Source organism: Microcoleus sp. A2-C3 (assembly GCF_036706065.1).
Lineage (GTDB): Bacteria > Cyanobacteriota > Cyanobacteriia > Cyanobacteriales > Microcoleaceae > Microcoleus.
Genome location: NZ_JAUBVX010000024.1, coordinates 17033 through 33303, shown reverse-complemented (window position 1 = coordinate 33303; position 16271 = coordinate 17033). Strand labels below are relative to the sequence as shown.

Annotated in this window: 15 protein-coding genes and 2 pseudogenes; 7 read left to right on the top strand and 10 right to left on the bottom strand. The window is 44.2% G+C overall.

The window, feature by feature from the left end; all coding sequences use genetic code 11:
- Window positions 1-37: 37 nt before the first annotated feature.
- Both QUB66_RS14935 and QUB66_RS14930 read right to left on the bottom strand, forming a co-directional pair.
- On the bottom strand, window positions 38-658 hold the full coding sequence (locus QUB66_RS14935) for a type IV pilin-like G/H family protein (protein ID WP_265237159.1): 621 nt from the start codon (window positions 656-658) through the stop codon (window positions 38-40).
- A 33-nt stretch (window positions 659-691) separates the two neighbouring features.
- Window positions 692-829 carry a hypothetical protein gene (locus QUB66_RS14930; RefSeq protein ID WP_332971247.1) on the bottom strand — a complete coding sequence of 46 codons (138 nt, stop codon included), beginning with the start codon at window positions 827-829 and terminating at the stop codon, window positions 692-694.
- 175 nt (window positions 830-1004) lie between these two features.
- Here QUB66_RS14930 and QUB66_RS14925 point away from each other — a divergent pair, with 175 nt between their 5' ends.
- Complete coding sequence (locus tag QUB66_RS14925) at window positions 1005-2816, top strand: AAA-like domain-containing protein (RefSeq protein WP_265237161.1); 1812 nt, start codon at window positions 1005-1007, stop codon at window positions 2814-2816.
- 7 nt (window positions 2817-2823) lie between these two features.
- Here the strand turns inward: QUB66_RS14925 and QUB66_RS14920 are convergent, their stop codons facing one another.
- Entirely contained in the window at window positions 2824-3384 is a 561-nt protein-coding gene (locus QUB66_RS14920; RefSeq protein WP_265237163.1) for a Uma2 family endonuclease, read from the bottom strand.
- A 291-nt stretch (window positions 3385-3675) separates the two neighbouring features.
- Here QUB66_RS14920 and QUB66_RS14915 point away from each other — a divergent pair, with 291 nt between their 5' ends.
- From QUB66_RS14915 to QUB66_RS14905, 3 genes are all read left to right on the top strand, one after another.
- Window positions 3676-4239: a type IV pilin-like G/H family protein gene (locus QUB66_RS14915; protein WP_265237165.1), complete on the top strand. Its 564-nt coding sequence runs from the start codon at window positions 3676-3678 to the stop codon at window positions 4237-4239.
- 23 nt (window positions 4240-4262) lie between these two features.
- A complete protein-coding gene (locus QUB66_RS14910; protein WP_265237167.1) occupies window positions 4263-5567 on the top strand; it encodes a sterol desaturase family protein in 1305 nt (434 codons plus the stop codon).
- A gap of 176 nt (window positions 5568-5743) precedes the next feature.
- The gene (locus QUB66_RS14905) at window positions 5744-6844 is read left to right on the top strand and encodes an iron-containing redox enzyme family protein (RefSeq protein WP_265237169.1); all 1101 of its coding nucleotides are present in this window, start codon (window positions 5744-5746) and stop codon (window positions 6842-6844) included.
- A 52-nt stretch (window positions 6845-6896) separates the two neighbouring features.
- Here the strand turns inward: QUB66_RS14905 and QUB66_RS14900 are convergent, their stop codons facing one another.
- The 3 genes from QUB66_RS14900 to QUB66_RS14890 form a co-directional block, all read right to left on the bottom strand.
- Window positions 6897-7616: a methyltransferase gene (locus tag QUB66_RS14900; RefSeq protein ID WP_265237170.1), complete on the bottom strand. Its 720-nt coding sequence runs from the start codon at window positions 7614-7616 to the stop codon at window positions 6897-6899.
- Between the two features lie 784 nt (window positions 7617-8400).
- Entirely contained in the window at window positions 8401-8883 is a 483-nt protein-coding gene (locus QUB66_RS14895; RefSeq protein WP_265237171.1) for a YqhA family protein, read from the bottom strand.
- Between the two features lie 342 nt (window positions 8884-9225).
- Window positions 9226-9594, bottom strand: a complete 369-nt coding sequence (locus tag QUB66_RS14890; RefSeq protein WP_332967328.1) for a Lin0512 family protein — start codon at window positions 9592-9594, stop codon at window positions 9226-9228.
- Window positions 9595-9900: 306 nt separating this feature from the next.
- On the opposite strand from QUB66_RS14890, the gene QUB66_RS14885 reads away from it, so the two are divergent.
- Entirely contained in the window at window positions 9901-10815 is a 915-nt protein-coding gene (locus QUB66_RS14885; RefSeq protein WP_332967327.1) for a branched-chain amino acid transaminase, read from the top strand.
- Window positions 10816-10936: 121 nt separating this feature from the next.
- Here QUB66_RS14885 and fghA read toward each other — a convergent pair whose 3' ends face one another.
- The 4 genes and pseudogenes from fghA to QUB66_RS14865 all read right to left on the bottom strand — a co-directional run.
- On the bottom strand, window positions 10937-11791 hold the full coding sequence (gene fghA, locus QUB66_RS14880; protein ID WP_332967325.1) for an S-formylglutathione hydrolase: 855 nt from the start codon (window positions 11789-11791) through the stop codon (window positions 10937-10939).
- A gap of 90 nt (window positions 11792-11881) precedes the next feature.
- Window positions 11882-12148: pseudogene (locus tag QUB66_RS14875) on the bottom strand (S-(hydroxymethyl)glutathione dehydrogenase); the annotation flags it as partial.
- A gap of 28 nt (window positions 12149-12176) precedes the next feature.
- Window positions 12177-13243 (bottom strand): ISKra4 family transposase gene (locus tag QUB66_RS14870; protein ID WP_332967387.1). Its coding sequence is split into 2 segments (ribosomal slippage): window positions 12177-13075 and window positions 13075-13243, totalling 1068 coding nucleotides; the frame shifts between segments, so codons are not numbered across the junction.
- A 78-nt stretch (window positions 13244-13321) separates the two neighbouring features.
- A pseudogene (locus tag QUB66_RS14865) lies at window positions 13322-14179 on the bottom strand (alcohol dehydrogenase catalytic domain-containing protein); the annotation flags it as partial.
- An 81-nt stretch (window positions 14180-14260) separates the two neighbouring features.
- On the opposite strand from QUB66_RS14865, the gene QUB66_RS14860 reads away from it, so the two are divergent.
- Both QUB66_RS14860 and fni read left to right on the top strand, forming a co-directional pair.
- Window positions 14261-14944 (top strand): SDR family oxidoreductase, encoded by a 684-nt coding sequence (locus QUB66_RS14860; protein ID WP_265237180.1) that lies wholly within the window; start codon window positions 14261-14263, stop codon window positions 14942-14944.
- A 180-nt stretch (window positions 14945-15124) separates the two neighbouring features.
- A complete protein-coding gene (fni, locus tag QUB66_RS14855) occupies window positions 15125-16174 on the top strand; it encodes a type 2 isopentenyl-diphosphate Delta-isomerase (RefSeq protein WP_332967323.1) in 1050 nt (349 codons plus the stop codon).
- Window positions 16175-16271: the final 97 nt, after the last annotated feature.

The window sequence follows — 16271 nt, the reverse complement described above, 5'->3', positions numbered from 1 at the left end:
TATCAAGCTGAAATATTCTGGAAATTGCTTAGTTAGATTATCTGGTCAATTCTGTTGTGCCTTTACCGCAAATAACCTCTCCATTTTGATAAATTGGTTCTGCTTGCTCATCCGGCTCATCTGTTCGTTTAACTCTAAAGAAAGGGCGCTTTTCAGTTTCGCAAAGTATGGTTACAGTCATCATTTCATCTCGACGGGCGTTTGGATCTAATTTTTGAGCAGGAACTAGAAAGACACCGCCGACATAATTTTTAAGAGTCTTGTCCTTGGCAACTGCATAATTAAATGCTGCTGTTTCAGTGGTATGAGTTGAATATTTGTAGTTGTTAGTTTCTGTTTTAATGCCAAGTCCTAAAGCATCAACAGAAGTGGCTAAAGCATTATTTTCGTAAAAATAAGTTTGCTGGACTCTGTTCATTGAACCAACAAACTGTTTGCCTTCCACCTGCTTAGAATTAGTTACCATACTTGCAGATAACCCTAGCAATATCTCAACTTGCTTATCCCTAATTCCAAAAGAAAAAAATAATGGCATGACAAACAGGGTGAAAAATGCAATCAATCCAATGTACGCAAGCAATAAGCATCCACCAACCTTGAGTAAACCGCTAAAAACCTGGAGTAAAATGCTATTTGACTTAGACTTTTGTTGACGCATGGTATTTTTTCCTCTATGTTTACGATCGCAATTTTATCTGGGCGGGTGAGTTGTGAGAATGAATAGATCGATCGCACTTAGCGCAACTCCCAGCAACAATATCGGCGGTGTGATGGCGCAACCTGGTTGATCTGTAGCTGATGCTAGCGAACAAATTAGGAGAGAATACACAATGCTTTTACCTCGTTTTGATGCGATCCAACGTTGTTATTTCTCATCTAATCAGGCCACTATTTGAGTTGACGAGTGACTTATTTGAGAATTCATCGACTTTTCATCGACTTTTTATCGACTTTAGGGACAATAGGCATTTATGATGGTTTCAATGTCTCGATCGTTATAACCAATGCCTCGATCGCTCAGGCTGCATCTCCAGTACATTCCCACAGTTAAATCGTCTCTGCTGAGAAATGGCTTTCCCAGTCAGAAAATCTTGGCTGAGGATTTAGGGATAGCCCAATCTACTGTCAGTCATTTCCTGAATGGCAAACCTGTGGATTATGCTAATTTCATCGAAATTTGTCGCGGCTTGGGCCAGGAATGGCGCGATATAGCCGATTTTGAGACTCAGTGCGAATCGGTAGAAACACAGTCGATCGCAGCCAAAATAGCCAAAATTGCGATCCTCTTCGTTGATCAGCCTCCCGTAGGGGCGGGCAACGCTTACGCGCGATCGAACCCAAACCACACCCTGATTCAACAATTGCACCAAGCTTTGACTTTTGCTAGCCACGAAGTCTTTTTAGTTAACAACAGCAGCAAAGATAACTCATATTTAAAGCTTTGCGATTATTTGCTGTTACCGATATCCGCAGAATATGCCGCTAGCGAAATGATATTAGAACAAGTACAGCTAGCCCAAGAATTGCACAGTTTCACTAATAAAAAACCAGCCATATTACCAATTTGCATTGAATTAAATGCACCATTTTCTTTTGATTTATTGCATTATTTAGCAGGAGTCCAGTCTTGGCATTGGCGGTGTGCGGCCGACTCATCAAAGTTAATTTCAGAAATTTTAACCGTAGTTAAAGAAGGTCGCACATCCTTAAATGCAGACCATGAATTAGCTGTCAATTTGAGCGAAATTCCTAGCACAAAAAATTCGATAATTCAACCCATACCAGCAGCAGCGCCAGAATTGCCGGGAGGACAAGTAGATTTAGTTTCTCACTTTTATGTCGATCGCCCTCCGATAGAATCCCGCTGTTACGAGGCGATCGCCCAACCGGGAGCCCTGATCCGCATCAAAGCACCCAGACAGATGGGCAAAACTTCATTGATGGCGCGGATTTTGCATCATGCAGAAGCGCAAGGTTCTCGCACGGTAGCGCTGAGTTTTCAGCTAGCAAATAGGAGAGTTTTCGCGAATTCAGATACATTTTTGCAGTGGTTTTGTGCTAGCGTCGGTCAAGAGTTGGGAATGCTGGATCAGTTACCTAAATGCTGGGAATTAGCAGATTTGATTGGCAGCAATCAGTGCTGTAAAGCTTTCTTTGAACAGTATTTGCTGTCGGAATCGTCACCACCTCTGACATTAGGCTTGGATGAGAGCGATCGCCTGTTTGAATCGCCGGAAATTGCCGATGACTTTTTTGGGTTATTGCGCGCTTTGCACGAAGAAGCAAAACGGCGAGATATTTGGAAAAAGTTTCGTTTAATTGTGGTACATTCCACCGAAGTTTATATTCCGCTGGATGTGAACAAATCGCCGTTTAATGTCGGATTGCCGATCGAATTGTCGGAGTTTAGTTCGCAGCAAGTGCAAGAGTTAGCAGCGCGACACGGACTGAATTGGAATGCGGTAGAAGTTGAGGAATTGATGGCGTTAGTGGGAGGACATCCCTATTTAGTGCGGCTGGCTATGTATCGCATTGTCTGTCAAGATGTGACTTTAAATAATTTGCTTAAATCGGCGACAACGGAGGCAGGAATTTACAGCGATCATTTGCGTCGGCATTTGTGGAATTTAGAAAAATATCCAGAATTAATCGAGGCGATGAGAGAGGTTGTGAGTGTCTCAAATCCGGTTAGATTGAAGTTAGAATTAGGGTTTAAATTAAATAGTATGGGGTTGGTGAAACTGGAGGGAAATTATTGCAGTGCGAGATGCAGTTTGTATGAGGAGTATTTTCGCGATCGCCTAGAATGCAAATAATCCCAATTTAGCCGATCGCCAAATCCACACTAACTACAAATTCTGGAAATGCCAGCGGCGAAACTTCGTCGCCCCGCCAAAACCTGAGAATTACACTGTAACCGTTAACCGTTGGCTGGCGGTATACTTCCAAGCAATTTTCCTGTAAATTGACGATCCAGACTTCCTGAATTTGCGATCGGGCATAAATAGGAAGTTTCACATCTCTGTCATAATCTATTGAAGTGTCAGCTACTTCTATTAACAGCAAAACTTCCGATGGTAGGGGATGGGCGGTTGAATAGTAATCGGCGCGAGGTTGTAACAATACTAGATCGGGTTGCGGTTCAGTGCGATCGCTCAACTGGACGGGGTTCTGCACATCAAAAGTAGCCAAATTTTCGGGAATTTGGCTGCACAGTCTGGCTAAGCGCCTCACAGAGGAAGCATGACGAGTTCCAATAGCGGCCATTTCAACAAATTCTCCTTCGATCAATTCTACGCGATCGCCCTCCGAAAGAATCCCAGCTTTACTCATTTGATGGTATTCTTCTACTGTGAAAAGTCTTTTGAGCAACTGCACAGCCATAACTTACCGTTCCTCTAATCATTTCTTCAATTATAGTCAGTCGCACCATTAAATACCACTAATTTCTAAAGTCGATGAGAAGTCGATGAGAAGTCGATGAGAACTCACTCATGTTCTCAAATAGCCTGGTGATTTAATAGAGATAGAGTAGAAGCAAAGCACAATATGCGAGGTTTACAAACCTCACCGCACTCAAATGAGGCATTTACCTAAAACCTAAATATGCTCGCGCATCTCCTCTAATTGTGACTTGCTTGGAAACTACTCTGCTAACTCATTTGGAGAACAATCATGTTGCTTAAAATAAATCCTCGACTCGATCAACTCAAGAAACAAGCAAAATTTTCACAAACAAACATTACTCGCAACAAAAAAAACGATGGGGGATTCACTTTAGTAGAACTCACTATTATACTCATGATAATTACAATCCTTTCTGCGATCGCCCTCCCTGAATTCGCCCGTTGTAGGCCGTATAAAGCTATGCAGTCAGAAGCTAAGCAATATGTTAGCTCAATTAACCGCGCCCAACAAGCTTATTTTGGGGAAAAAGGTGCATTTTCTAATTCCATTAATCCTTTGGCTATCGGCATTAAAACTGAGACAACCAATTATAACTATTCAGCCATAGCTACCAAAAATGCTGCGTTTAGTTATGGGGTATCCCGTAGCAATAATATTCGTAGTTATGTCGGGGCTGTATTTTTACTACCTGTTTCCCCAGCTAACAACGACAAGACTACTGTAGGCATTCTGTGTGAAGCAAATTCTCCTGGGAAGATCCAACTGCCTAATCCTATCCTTCAGAATAATGTTCCTGTCTGCGCTGCTGGTAGTAGTGAAGTGACTAAGTAAATATCGACATTACCGAGAAGCTCATGTTACCAGAAATTGTCAAAGGCTTCATCATCTTAGCCTGCATCTTCATTCCCCTAGAAAGAATCTTTTCCTTGCACAAGCAAAAGATATTTCGTCTCGGATGGGCAACCGATGTCACCTATTTTTTTACAGGTCACTTTATTGGCAGATTTGGTGCCATTGTTGTGACACTAACTTGGTCACTGATGACGAATTTTCTCAACTCAGAATTGCAAAGCAAAGTAGCTTCTCAACCTATTTGGTTGCAGTTTGCAGAAGCAGTTATCGTTTCAGATATGGCATATTATATCGCTCACCGTCTGCTCCATGAAGTACCCTGGCTTTGGCAATTTCATGCAGTCCATCACAGCATTGAACACATGGACTGGTTGGCAGCAGTGCGGGTGCATCCCTGCGAGCAACTCTTTACTCAGATTTGCAAAATTATGCCTCTTGTCTGGTTGGGATTTAGCAAAGAAACTTTTGTGGTTTATGCTCTTTATTCGGCGGCGATCGCCTTTTTGATTCATGCTAATATTACTCTCAAATTTGGAGTGCTAAAATGGTTTGTGGCTACCCCGCAATTTCATCAATGGCATCACACTAAAATTCCGGAGATTTACAACAAAAACTTTGCGGTTCAGTTGCCACTCTTAGATTTACTATTTGGCACTCTGTATATGCCAGCAGGGAAAAGACCCCGAAAATATGGTGTCTCCGATCGCATACCTGTTGGCTATCTCGGACAATTACTCTATCCGTTTTTCGGAAACATTAAAATGGTAAATAACCAATTAAAACAAGGCATGAGTCGCTATTTTCGCCCTTTGCCTGTAACGCTTGGTGCGATATTAGTTGCGGTTAGTTCTCTGAGTGCAGTTTCCTTAATTAATCACATGGATATTCCTACTTTTATTGCCAGTTTGAATTCCCAAAAAATAACTGTTGCCGAATTGCAGCAGGGTAAGTTGAAACCTGTGATTTTGATTGACGTGCGATCGCCCGAAGAGTACGCAGAAGATCGCATCGGTGAAAGTCCGCTGGTTCCCCTCATTGACATTGAAGCTGGATTCGGTGTCAAGCAAGTGCAAGCTATTGCTCGATCGAGCGTCAAATCTAATCAAACTCAGCCAACTATTGTACTTTATTGCGCGCGGGGAGGGCGATCGGTTAAAGCTTACCAAAAATTGCAAAAAATAGGCTTTAATTTAGCTTTTCTATCGGGAGGAATCGCCGCGTGGCGGGAAGCTGTGCCTGCCAAACAAGACTCTGAAGTATTAGCGCCAATTATTCGATCGCCAAAAGAGACTGTCAGAAGTAATTAGTTAGTTAAAAGAAAAGCAGAGAACAAGGGAAACTCAAAAATATCTATCAATAGAAAGGTGTATCCGGCTGACTGATTCGCTATCTTGAAAACAAGTAGCCAAAATCTTCAGCAATCTGCAAAGGTTGGCTGTTTTGGCAAGCTCCACAATAATCTGAGTTAGCATAATTTGATTCCATGCAAAACACCCTAGAGATACTTTCTACTTCTGAGTCGCCGAGTCTTCCCAAAAATCAGCAGGCACTCCCAAATTATGAAGCAGCCGATCGCCAATTTGTCAATTTGCTAGAGGTAGAGGATTTAGACAAGACAGTGGCGGCTAAACCGTTACTCGTCAGCGATTTTGAAAGCGCGATCGCCTATGCACTTCAAGCAGCTTACCAACAGGAACCGGGCGACGAAGCCGCGCACCGTTTCTTGCAGCGCGTGCTCTACCGCATCAACCGCCTCAACTTGTTTTGGTACGACGATTTGCGCCGCTACAACAACGAGCGATCGCACTATTTGCGAGGAGTGCGCGATCGCATCGAATCACCCTGGCAGCAATGGGAAAGCGCCCAAATCGACGTTGCAGCGCTGCAAAACATCGAGGATGTCAAGCAAGCCCTGCGCGATCGCGCGGCCGCTGATGTCGATCCAGAGCTCACTGAGATCGATCGCTACCTGCGGGAACAGATGACTGAAGAGGGATACAAGCACTTGCTGGCGATCGCCTCCTTCGACGGTTTAGTGGAAGCCAGCCGCGTTTCTCGGATCATCGGCGGTGCTGGCAACGAAATTCAGTCAACGCTGACGCGGGTGCTGATCGAAGAATACGGCGGCGGTCGCTTAGCCCGCAAACACTCGACCTATTTTGCCCAAATGCTGGCAGAATTCGGGATGAGCACGGAACCGGAAGCCTACTTCGATTTAGTGCCTTGGCAAGTGCTCGCCAGCATCAACCACAACTTCTTGCTTACCGAACGCAAGCGCCATTTTCTGCGCTACAACGGCGGACTCACCTATTTTGAGGTGGCGGGGCCTGTCGCTTACCGCAATTATCTAGCCGCGGCGCAGCGTCTGGGCCTCTCGCAAGCCGCGATGGGTTATTGGGAATTGCACATCCGCGAAGATGAACGTCACGGGCGCTGGATGTTGGATGAGGTGGCGCTACCGCTGGTTGACAGATACCCGCAGGAAGCGTGGGAATTGGTGTTGGGGTACGATCAGGAGAAGTCGATCGGCGATCGGGCTGGGTTGGCTGTAGTGCGATCGATCCAAACCGCAGAACAAAATTAACCGCTATGCGCGGGTGCGTCAGTCTGTGGCACACCCGCACCCAGGCTAGATATTAAAAAGCAGTCAATAACTGAATTAGCTCGATCGACAAATCTCTTTGCGACTTTTGCTGCTTCTGAAACAAAACTCCAGCCAGCAGATAGATATTTTCCGAATAAAAAGCCATTCCCTGTTTTCGGAGATTGGCGATCGCGCTTTTCACCTTGGGCTCCGAACTGTAATAGCCAAAATTTAAAGGTGCAATCTCAAAATTCGCCACCGAGTAGCCTAGATCCAAGGCATAATCTATCAAACCCACAGGATTAGAATAGCTAGAAACCATCAGCAAAACTCGATCGCAGTCCAAAGATAAAAGTTTCTTAGCAATTGTCGAACCATCAGTCCCGCCGTGCAACAGCGGCTGATAAATCTTGTCATCCACCGCAGGCAAATAAGGCGGATTTGAGATAACACAATCTGCCGACTGATATAAAAGCGAATCAAAAAAAGAGCAATTGTTGACCGTATATTTTTCGCTGATTTGATATTGCTTAATTTTAGATTGAGCAATTTTCCAAGCTACATTATTTAACTCAAATCCTTGTATTGTCCCGTTAAAATCTGTTCTCAGCAAAGACTTAATAACTGGACTTCCTTCACCAGAACCAAACTCTACGATACGTCTAAATTGGTCGCTGGCATTTAACACTAAACTTTCCAAGCAGTGCGAGTAAAAATTCGATTCTTCCGGGCAGTGGAATACCTGTTTGAGTGGATTTGAGGAAGTGATCATAAATTCTGTAACAAGGTTTACTATTGTAAAAATATCTAAGAAGCAATAGTGCAGCCATCTGTCGCAAGAGCTATTTAATCAACTTTGATAGCAGTTCTATCTAAAGATGAGAAATATATCTCAATACGGTTCACTTAACATATTTATGCCCCGGAGATCCCCCTCGCATCCCCCTTAAGAAGGGGGACTTTGAGAGCATTCTTGTCCCCACCTTGGGAAGGGGGGTTAGGGGGGATCTGTCTTAAGTGAACCGTATTGGAATATATCTCTCCCTCATCTTTCGTTCGATTCTCCCATTTAAAATCTCTACTCAAAAAATGAAAAATCTATAGCAGTTCGAGCCAAAGATGAGGTATTGAGCGATCGAGTTCTCAATCCCTCAATTCTTCAATCTCAAATCGAAAAATGGAAAATCTCTTCCTGTTTGAGTTGGTGCGATTGTAAAATTATTACTTTCGAGCGATCGTAAAATTAATAATATTCATCCTATTGATAGATGGCAATTCTCTAGCAATCCGTTCATAAATTTAAATAAGTGGTTCCCAGTTCGAGCGAAAGGAAACCATGCAAGTGAGGAAGAGCCTCAGCACACGACTAGATCCGCTCTTCCTCGCCTGTGGGTTCTGCTTTCCCTCGAACTGGTAACGAGCATTCCTACAAATCCTGCGAGGATTGCTATAGTGATTAACAGGTTTTAGATAAAATTTATTGTGAGCCGATAGTCCCATTTTCTTGCTCTTGCTTTATCAGCAAAATTTGGGTAATTTCCCTGCTCAAACAGGCCTTAATCTGACTTGGACTTTTTCACCTGCGAATTCAAAAAATACGTCAGTGAAGCGATTACTAAAGCGATACTTGCTCCCAAGGGAAGGATGTTATCCGCACCGTTCCACTTAACTACCTGACCGAGATATAATACGCTCAATACGACGACGATCACGCTGGTGAGTTTGCTTTTGAGGTCGTCTATGGTGTGAATTTCTAGCCAGTCTGGTACTTTGATGCGCTCGTCAATAAACAGTTCGTAAAGTCCGAGTGCCGTAATATAAAATACTGTGGCTAGCAGAAACAAATCTACAACTTCGACAAAGGACAGAATCAGTGTTTTAGAGTTTTCGCTGGAAATCGGCCCTGTAGTGATAATGTAGCCGATGGTAGCGATCGTTTCCAGGGCACCGTAGATCAAAAGCGTCACAGAGGCTACAAAAGAACCGAGTACAGCAATTATCATTAGATACCGACTTTTGGCAAGAATTCGATGCAGCATAGTTGATGTCCGCTGGGGAAATTTGTGAGAGAAGAACCGCTCTCTGGCATACCTTTGGCTTTACTATATCAAGGTTTTGCCCGATCGCCCGAATAACTTCGGTTGGCTGGGCACCTTGGGCGCGTTGGGTTTGCTCAACTTGCTTCGGAAATACCGTGCAGCGTCCGATCGCGTGAAAGTGCGATCGGACTACCACTAAATTTGTAGGGTGCGTCAGAACCTCGCCTTTTCTCCCCTATGTGAGGCAAAATCTCTGACGCACCCTACCACTTTCCCTAAATTAATCATAATTTTCTCACGGGCGATCGCACTTCAGGGCTGATTTATTCAAACAACACAAAATTAGTCCTCAGCGTCCACAAAAACAGTCACAGCCGCCACAGCGATTAACATTTCATCATTTTTATCATTCAGAGAGGCGATCGCCCTTCCTGGTACAATCATCCCGCCCTGCTCCACAATCAGAGTTTTGCTACCAAAAGGCAGCGCCGCCAAAACTTCGTCGTGACGCACTTGTTCCGGGTAAGGAACAGCCACCTTTACCTCAACAATCATCTGATTCGGATCAGTCAAACCCGCCACTTCCCAGACACCTAGGAGAGCATTATGGGCGATCGCATTCCGTACAGCCCTAGCCGCCGCTACAGTCGGTTCCTGCCCGTGCTGGTCGATACCCATCCCCATTTCAATGATGAAACATTTATGTGCCACAGTTACCCCTTCGTTGATATTTGCTTGCAGTCGTTAGCGAAGCCCCCAAACAGGATCGCACTCTTGCTCAAAACAATCCAATTATCTCCCAACCTGACCGCTATTTATATTATTTTATCGATCGATACAACCACACAACAATCATCCCAGTTTAAACAAATAATGCAACTGTCTGCAAGCGCCAAAGCCCGATAGTCATCAATCAGTCTTAATTTAAAATATAAAATCTAAAATCGTCTAACTTATGGTAGTATAACTCAATTCACGACTCCTCGCGGAAAGCCAAACTCATCTCCAGCTTAAATCATGGATAGTTTTCTACCAATTGCCTACTTTCAAAACCAATTTCTCCCATTTACCGACGCCAACATTTCCATAGCCACCCACGCCCTGCACTACGGAACCGGAGTTTTAGGCGGGTTGCGAGGAATTCCCGACCCCGAAAATGCCGATCGCATCTTACTATTTAGATTAGACCGCCACTGTCAAAGATTAAGTCAAAGTGCCAGCTTCCTCCACTGCGATCTCCCCGCCGACAAAATCCAACAAGTAATCACTGATTTTGTTAAAAAAAATCAGCCCAAAAAATCATTTTACATCCGCCCCTTCATCTACACATCAAGTTTAGGAATAGCCCCCAGACTGCACAACGTAGAAACAGACTTTTTTGTCTATGGATTAGAACTCTCAGACTATTTGCCAAAAGAAGGAGTCAACTGTAGAATTAGCTCTTGGTATCGCCAAGAAGACCGCAGCTTGCCCTTAAGAGGTAAAATTAGTGGCGCTTACATCACCTCAGCTTTAGCCAAAACAGAAGCAGTAGAATCCGGCTTCGACGAAGCGATTATGATGAACACCCAGGGAAAAGTCAGCGAAGCTTCAGGAATGAACATATTTGTCGCCAGAAACGGTAAATTAATTACTCCAGGTTTCGACCAAGATATTCTCGAAGGAATCACCAGAGATAGCGTGATGACAATCGCCAAAGACTTAGGAATTGAAGTCATAGAAAGACCAGTTGACAAATCAGAACTATTGATTGCAGACGAGATTTTCCTATGCGGAACCGCCGCCAAAATCACCCCAATTAACCGAGTAGAAAACTATCAACTGCCCAAAAACCGACCCATCACCGAAAAACTCTTGCACAAAATCACAGGGATTATGGAAAATCGCGATAGTAAGTACAAAGAGTGGGTATTTGCGATCGATCTGAATTAAGCTGTTCTGCCTTTAAATCGTATATCAAGAAATAATCAAACTCTTGTGGGGTGGGCTTCGACGCTGCCCCGAATATGCAATTTCAATACGCAACAACTTAATTTGTAACTACAAACAAGTTTTACTGACACAAAGCAGCCGCATGATGGCGAATATGATCCTCCATAAAACTAGCTATAAAATAATAGCTATGATCGTAACCTTCCTGCATCCTTAAAGTCAGCGGCTGTCCCGCTTTTGCACAAGCATCTGCGAACACATCCGGCAACAATTGCCCCTCAGCAAGATAGGAATCAGCAGTGCCACAGTCAATCAGAATCGGGCGGTTGTATTGCTTTTCCCGAACTAATTCGCTCGCATCCCAAGCCCTCCAACTCTCTCGATCGCCCCCAAGGTAGTGTCCGAATATTTTTTGTCCCCAAGGGCAGCGCACTGGCGCGCAAATAGGCGCAAACGCGGAAACTGAAAGATAGCGATCGGCATTTTTTAACGCGCAAATTAAAGCCCCGTGTCCGCCCATCGAATGACCAAAAATTCCCTGTTTTTCCGGTATCGCTGGGAAATTTTCAGCGATTAAATTTGGCAATTCATCAACCACATAACTGTACATTCGATAATGAGAATTCCAAGGTGAGGCTGTCGCATCCACATAAAAACCCGCGCCACTTCCCAAATCCCAATTGTCGGCTTCCCCAGGAATGCCAGTATCGCGCGGGCTAGTGTCTGGTGCAACTAACATTAACCCGTATTTTGCCGCAAATTGTTGCGCCCCCGCTTTTGCCATAAAGTTCTCTTCGGTGCAGGTTAAACCTGATAGAAAATACAGGACTGGTACGGGTTGAGTTTGGGCTTGGGGCGGCTGATAAACAGTGAATTTCATCTCGCTGTTGCAGGCTGAGGATTGATGGCTGTAAAATCCTAGTTTGCCGCCAAAACTTTTATATTGTTTTTCCAGTTTGAGGGATTTAGAGAGCATATTAATTCTCTTTCATTTCTGAATTAGATTTTTTTTACCGCAGAGAGCGCAGAGAGCGCAGAGGAAGAGAGAAGAGAGCAAGATTTTTGTTCAAAATGTCAAAACTGTGCGAATTGACTTGCCTTGGTGCATCAAATCAAAGGCTTGATTAATTTGCTCGATCGGCATTACTTGAGTTATCAAGCTATCAATATCAATTTTACCATCCATGTACCAATCAACAATTTTTGGAACATCAGTTCTGCCCTTCGCCCCGCCAAAAGCCGAGCCTTTCCAAACCCTACCAGTTACTAGCTGAAATGGGCGGGTACTAATTTCTTGACCTGCTCCCGCTACTCCAATAATCACGCTGACTCCCCGGGTGCATCTCACTTTGGCAAATACATCAAATTGAAAGTTGACCGTTGAGGTAAGCACAGCGAAGAGAAAGGATAGAGGGAACGCTCTCAATATTCCATTGCGCTCCTGATATTTTCACCCTGAATCCAATTCGTTTAATAATTGATTCAACTGTTCCAGAACCAATCGAACTTATGGATTCTTCTTTATAGTATTGGTAGTTGACTATTCGGCAGCGATGGGTCTCCAAATAGTTACAAAATGTTTTAAATTCTTTTTCTTTCATTTCTTTAAATAGATTTATAACTTCATCTATCTTGCCTTGCCACAACATATTTTCTGCTAGTTTTAAACGTTTTATTGAACCTCCTACCTTGTAAAGATTTTCTTTCAGATGATACCAATCTAAGATTTCTTGTCTTTGCTCGGTGTCTCCAATTTCTTTAAATATTTTCCAAATTCCGGCATGACCATCTCCTAGACAATACATAGGATGTAGCAATTTTTGGCTGTTAGTCCAATCAATTAAATCTTGATTATTTTGAAAAAATGCTCCCGAATAAACGTTATCGAAACAAACGGCTTTATAGTCTTTCCAGCAACACGCTTCGCCTTTGGATTCGTTGCGTAGCCTGACTTTTCCGCCATCTAATGTAATTTCTTGGACTCCTTGTTTCGATGCAGGTAATTCAAATTCTTGTCGATTGACTAATCTATGTAATGTACTGTGAGAGATTTTGACACCAGTGAAAATCTCTAAATCTTTTTCTGCCATTTGATAAGATTCGTTGGCACTGATTAAAAGACAGCATTTTTCCATCAGTGGACTGAATTGACTATAAGCTTTCAATCCAAAATATTTCGCCTGATTATCTGTAATGTCGAGAGAACCGACTATTGATTTTATTTTCCGGGGTTTTCCTGTTTTAATTCCTGATGCTGCCGAAAAAAAAAGCTACCTAGTTCTGGACCCACTTCTTCTAACATTTTTTGACGGAGAGATTTTTCGATACTGTCAAAACTTTTTAACTCGGTTGGATCTGTATTTTTGTAAAGAATTTCTGCGGCAGCTTTTAAGTGGGCTTTTAGCTGTTCTTGGTCTGATGGTGTCATTTTCTTTACCTCATTTTTATTTGGCAATTTTACTAGCTTTTTGATTTTAACCCTTTTTTGGCATACTCGCCAAAGTGAGATGCACCCGACTCCCCAACCTTTGTGACAGCATTCCAAAGCTTGCCGCATCACATTAATGTTGCCGATACATTCAAAAGTGTAATCAGCTCCGCCTTTGGTTAAGTCTACCAAATAAGGCACTAAATCGCCTTCGACTTCGCGGGGATTGACAAAGTGAGTCATGCCGAATTTTTCCGCCATTTTTCGCTTGTCTGGATTCAAATCTACGCCGATAATCATGTTAGCTCCCACCATGCGAGCCGCTTGAATTACATTCAAACCAATCCCGCCCAATCCGAAAACTATGACATTAGAACCTGGTTCAACTTTCGCCGTATTGATGACAGCACCGATTCCCGTCGTGACGCCGCAGCCGATTAAACAAACTTTATCAAAAGGAGCATCATCGCGAATTTTTGCTACGGCAATTTCTGGCAATACTGTATAATTGGCAAAGGTAGAAGTTCCCATGTAATGGAAAATTTTTTCACCGTCAATTGAAAACCTGCTCGTGCCGTCGGGCATCACTCCTTGTCCTTGAGTGAGGCGAATTGCTTGACAGAGATTCGTTTTGCCGCTCAAACAATATTCGCAGTTGCGGCATTCGGGAGTGTAAAGTGGAATTACCCGATCGCCCTTTTTGACACTCGTTACTCCCGCTCCAACATCTGCGACAATCCCGGCTCCCTCGTGGCCTAAGATAGCAGGAAACAAACCTTCGGGATCAGCGCCGGAAAGAGTGTAAGCATCGGTGTGACAAACACCCGTCGCTTTAATTTCCACCAGCACCTCACCAGCCCGCGGCCCATCCAGATCAACCGTCTCAATAGTCAAAGGTTTGCCGGCACTGCGAGCAACTGCTGCTTTTACTTTCATGCTTTTTCCCCGTGCGATCGATTTGTCAACTGACCAGTCAATATGTATTGTATTACTTAATCACAAAATTGCACCAACTCTATGACAAAATTAATTGTAATTACCGGAGTCAGTCGCGGTCTAGGTCTCGCCATGACCGAAAAATTTATAGAATTGGGACATACAGTTCTCGGATGCGCCCGTTCTTCCGAAGCCGTTGAACAACTCAACCAAAAATATAGTGCACCCCACCATTTTACTTGTTTGGATGTCGCCAGCGACGAGCAAGTCAAAACTTGGGCAACAGAAATTATCGCCAAAAAACAGACTCCCGACTTGCTGATTAACAATGCAGCTTTAGTCAACAATCCCGCGCCGCTTTGGTTAGTCAGCAGCGAAGAATTTTCGCAGCTAATAGATGTTAATATTAAAGGTACTGCTAATGTGATTCGCCACTTTGTCCCGGCAATGATTGCGAGAAAAAGTGGCATAATTGTCAACATTAGTTCCGGTTGGGGAAGGTCAACTTCGCCGGAAGTCGCGCCCTATTGCGCTTCCAAATGGGCGATCGAAGGACTGACGCGATCGCTAGCCCAAGAACTCCCGCGAGGGATGGCCGCAATTCCGTTAAATCCCGGCATAATTCACACCGATATGCTGGACATTTGTTTCGGAGAAGAAGCAGCAAATTACACGCCAATCAAAGCGTGGGTGGAAAAAGCAGTGCCTTTTTTGCTGAAATTGAAACCTTCAGATAATGGCGTGCCAATGACAGTTCCAGGATAATAATAGACTGCTTACACTCACGCCGAAATCATCTAAAAATTATCTGTGTTAATCCGTGTTAATCTGCTTGACATTTGCGGTTCACCTATCAATTAAAAACTCATGCAAGAAGGATCATAAAATAGTAAAATAAGATTCCTGTCAGATCCAACGCCAGAAATTTCTCCCCAAATAACCACTGTGAACTTGCCGCTAACCTCGCCCTCGCAAACCGAAACCCGCAAAGCAGACCACCTCAGGATCTGCCTCGAAGAAGATGTACAATTTCGCGAAACTACCAGCGGACTAGAAAACTACCGTTTTGCTCACTGTTGTTTGCCAGAACTCGATCGCACCCAAATCGATTTAACCTCCACATTCCTCGGCAAAAAACTAGCCGTACCCCTGCTAATTTCGTCAATGACAGGCGGCACCGAACTAGCCCAGACAATCAACTATCGCCTCGCCGATGTCGCTCAAACATACAAACTGGCAATGGGAGTCGGTTCCCAGCGATGCGCTGTCGAAAACCCTCAACTAGCTCCTACATTTGCCGTGCGGCGCCGCGCTCCCGATATTCTGCTATTTGCTAATATCGGAGCGGTTCAATTAAACTATAATTACGGTTTGGAAGAATGCCAAAAAATCGTTGATATTCTCGAAGCAGATGCCCTTATTTTACACTTAAATCCGCTGCAAGAGTGCGTTCAAACTGAAGGTGATACTAACTTTAAAGGACTCCTAGATAAAATAGCCAAATTGTGCGCTAAATTACCAGTACCGGTGATTGCGAAAGAAGTCGGTAACGGTATTTCTGGAAAAATGGCACAGAAATTGCTCGCGGCTGGAGTAAGCGCGATCGACATTGCCGGAGCCGGAGGCACTTCTTGGGCGAAAATAGAAGGACAGCGAGCCCTCGACGACAAGCAGCGCAGGTTGGGCGCAACCTTTGCCGACTGGGGAATACCCACAGCCGAGTGCATTGTCAGCACCCGCGCCGTAGCGCCGGATGTTCCCCTGATTGCCTCTGGAGGCTTGCAAAACGGCTTGGATGCAGCAAAAGCGATCGCCCTGGGCGCCGATGTGGCGGGACTGGCGCGGCCGTTTCTGCAAGCCGCAGCGGAATCGGAATCAGCCGCAGCCCAGCTAGCTGAGGTTTTAATTGCAGAAATCGCTACCGTGATGTTCTGTACTGGCTGCGCTAACTTGGATGAGTTACAACATTCTGGGGTTTTGGAAAGGTTAAGATAGAAAGATGTCAGTGGGCAGTGGGCAGTGGGCAGTCGTTAGTTGTTAGTAGTTACTGATTATTGGGAGAGATTCAAAAATAACAAATAACAACGGCCAA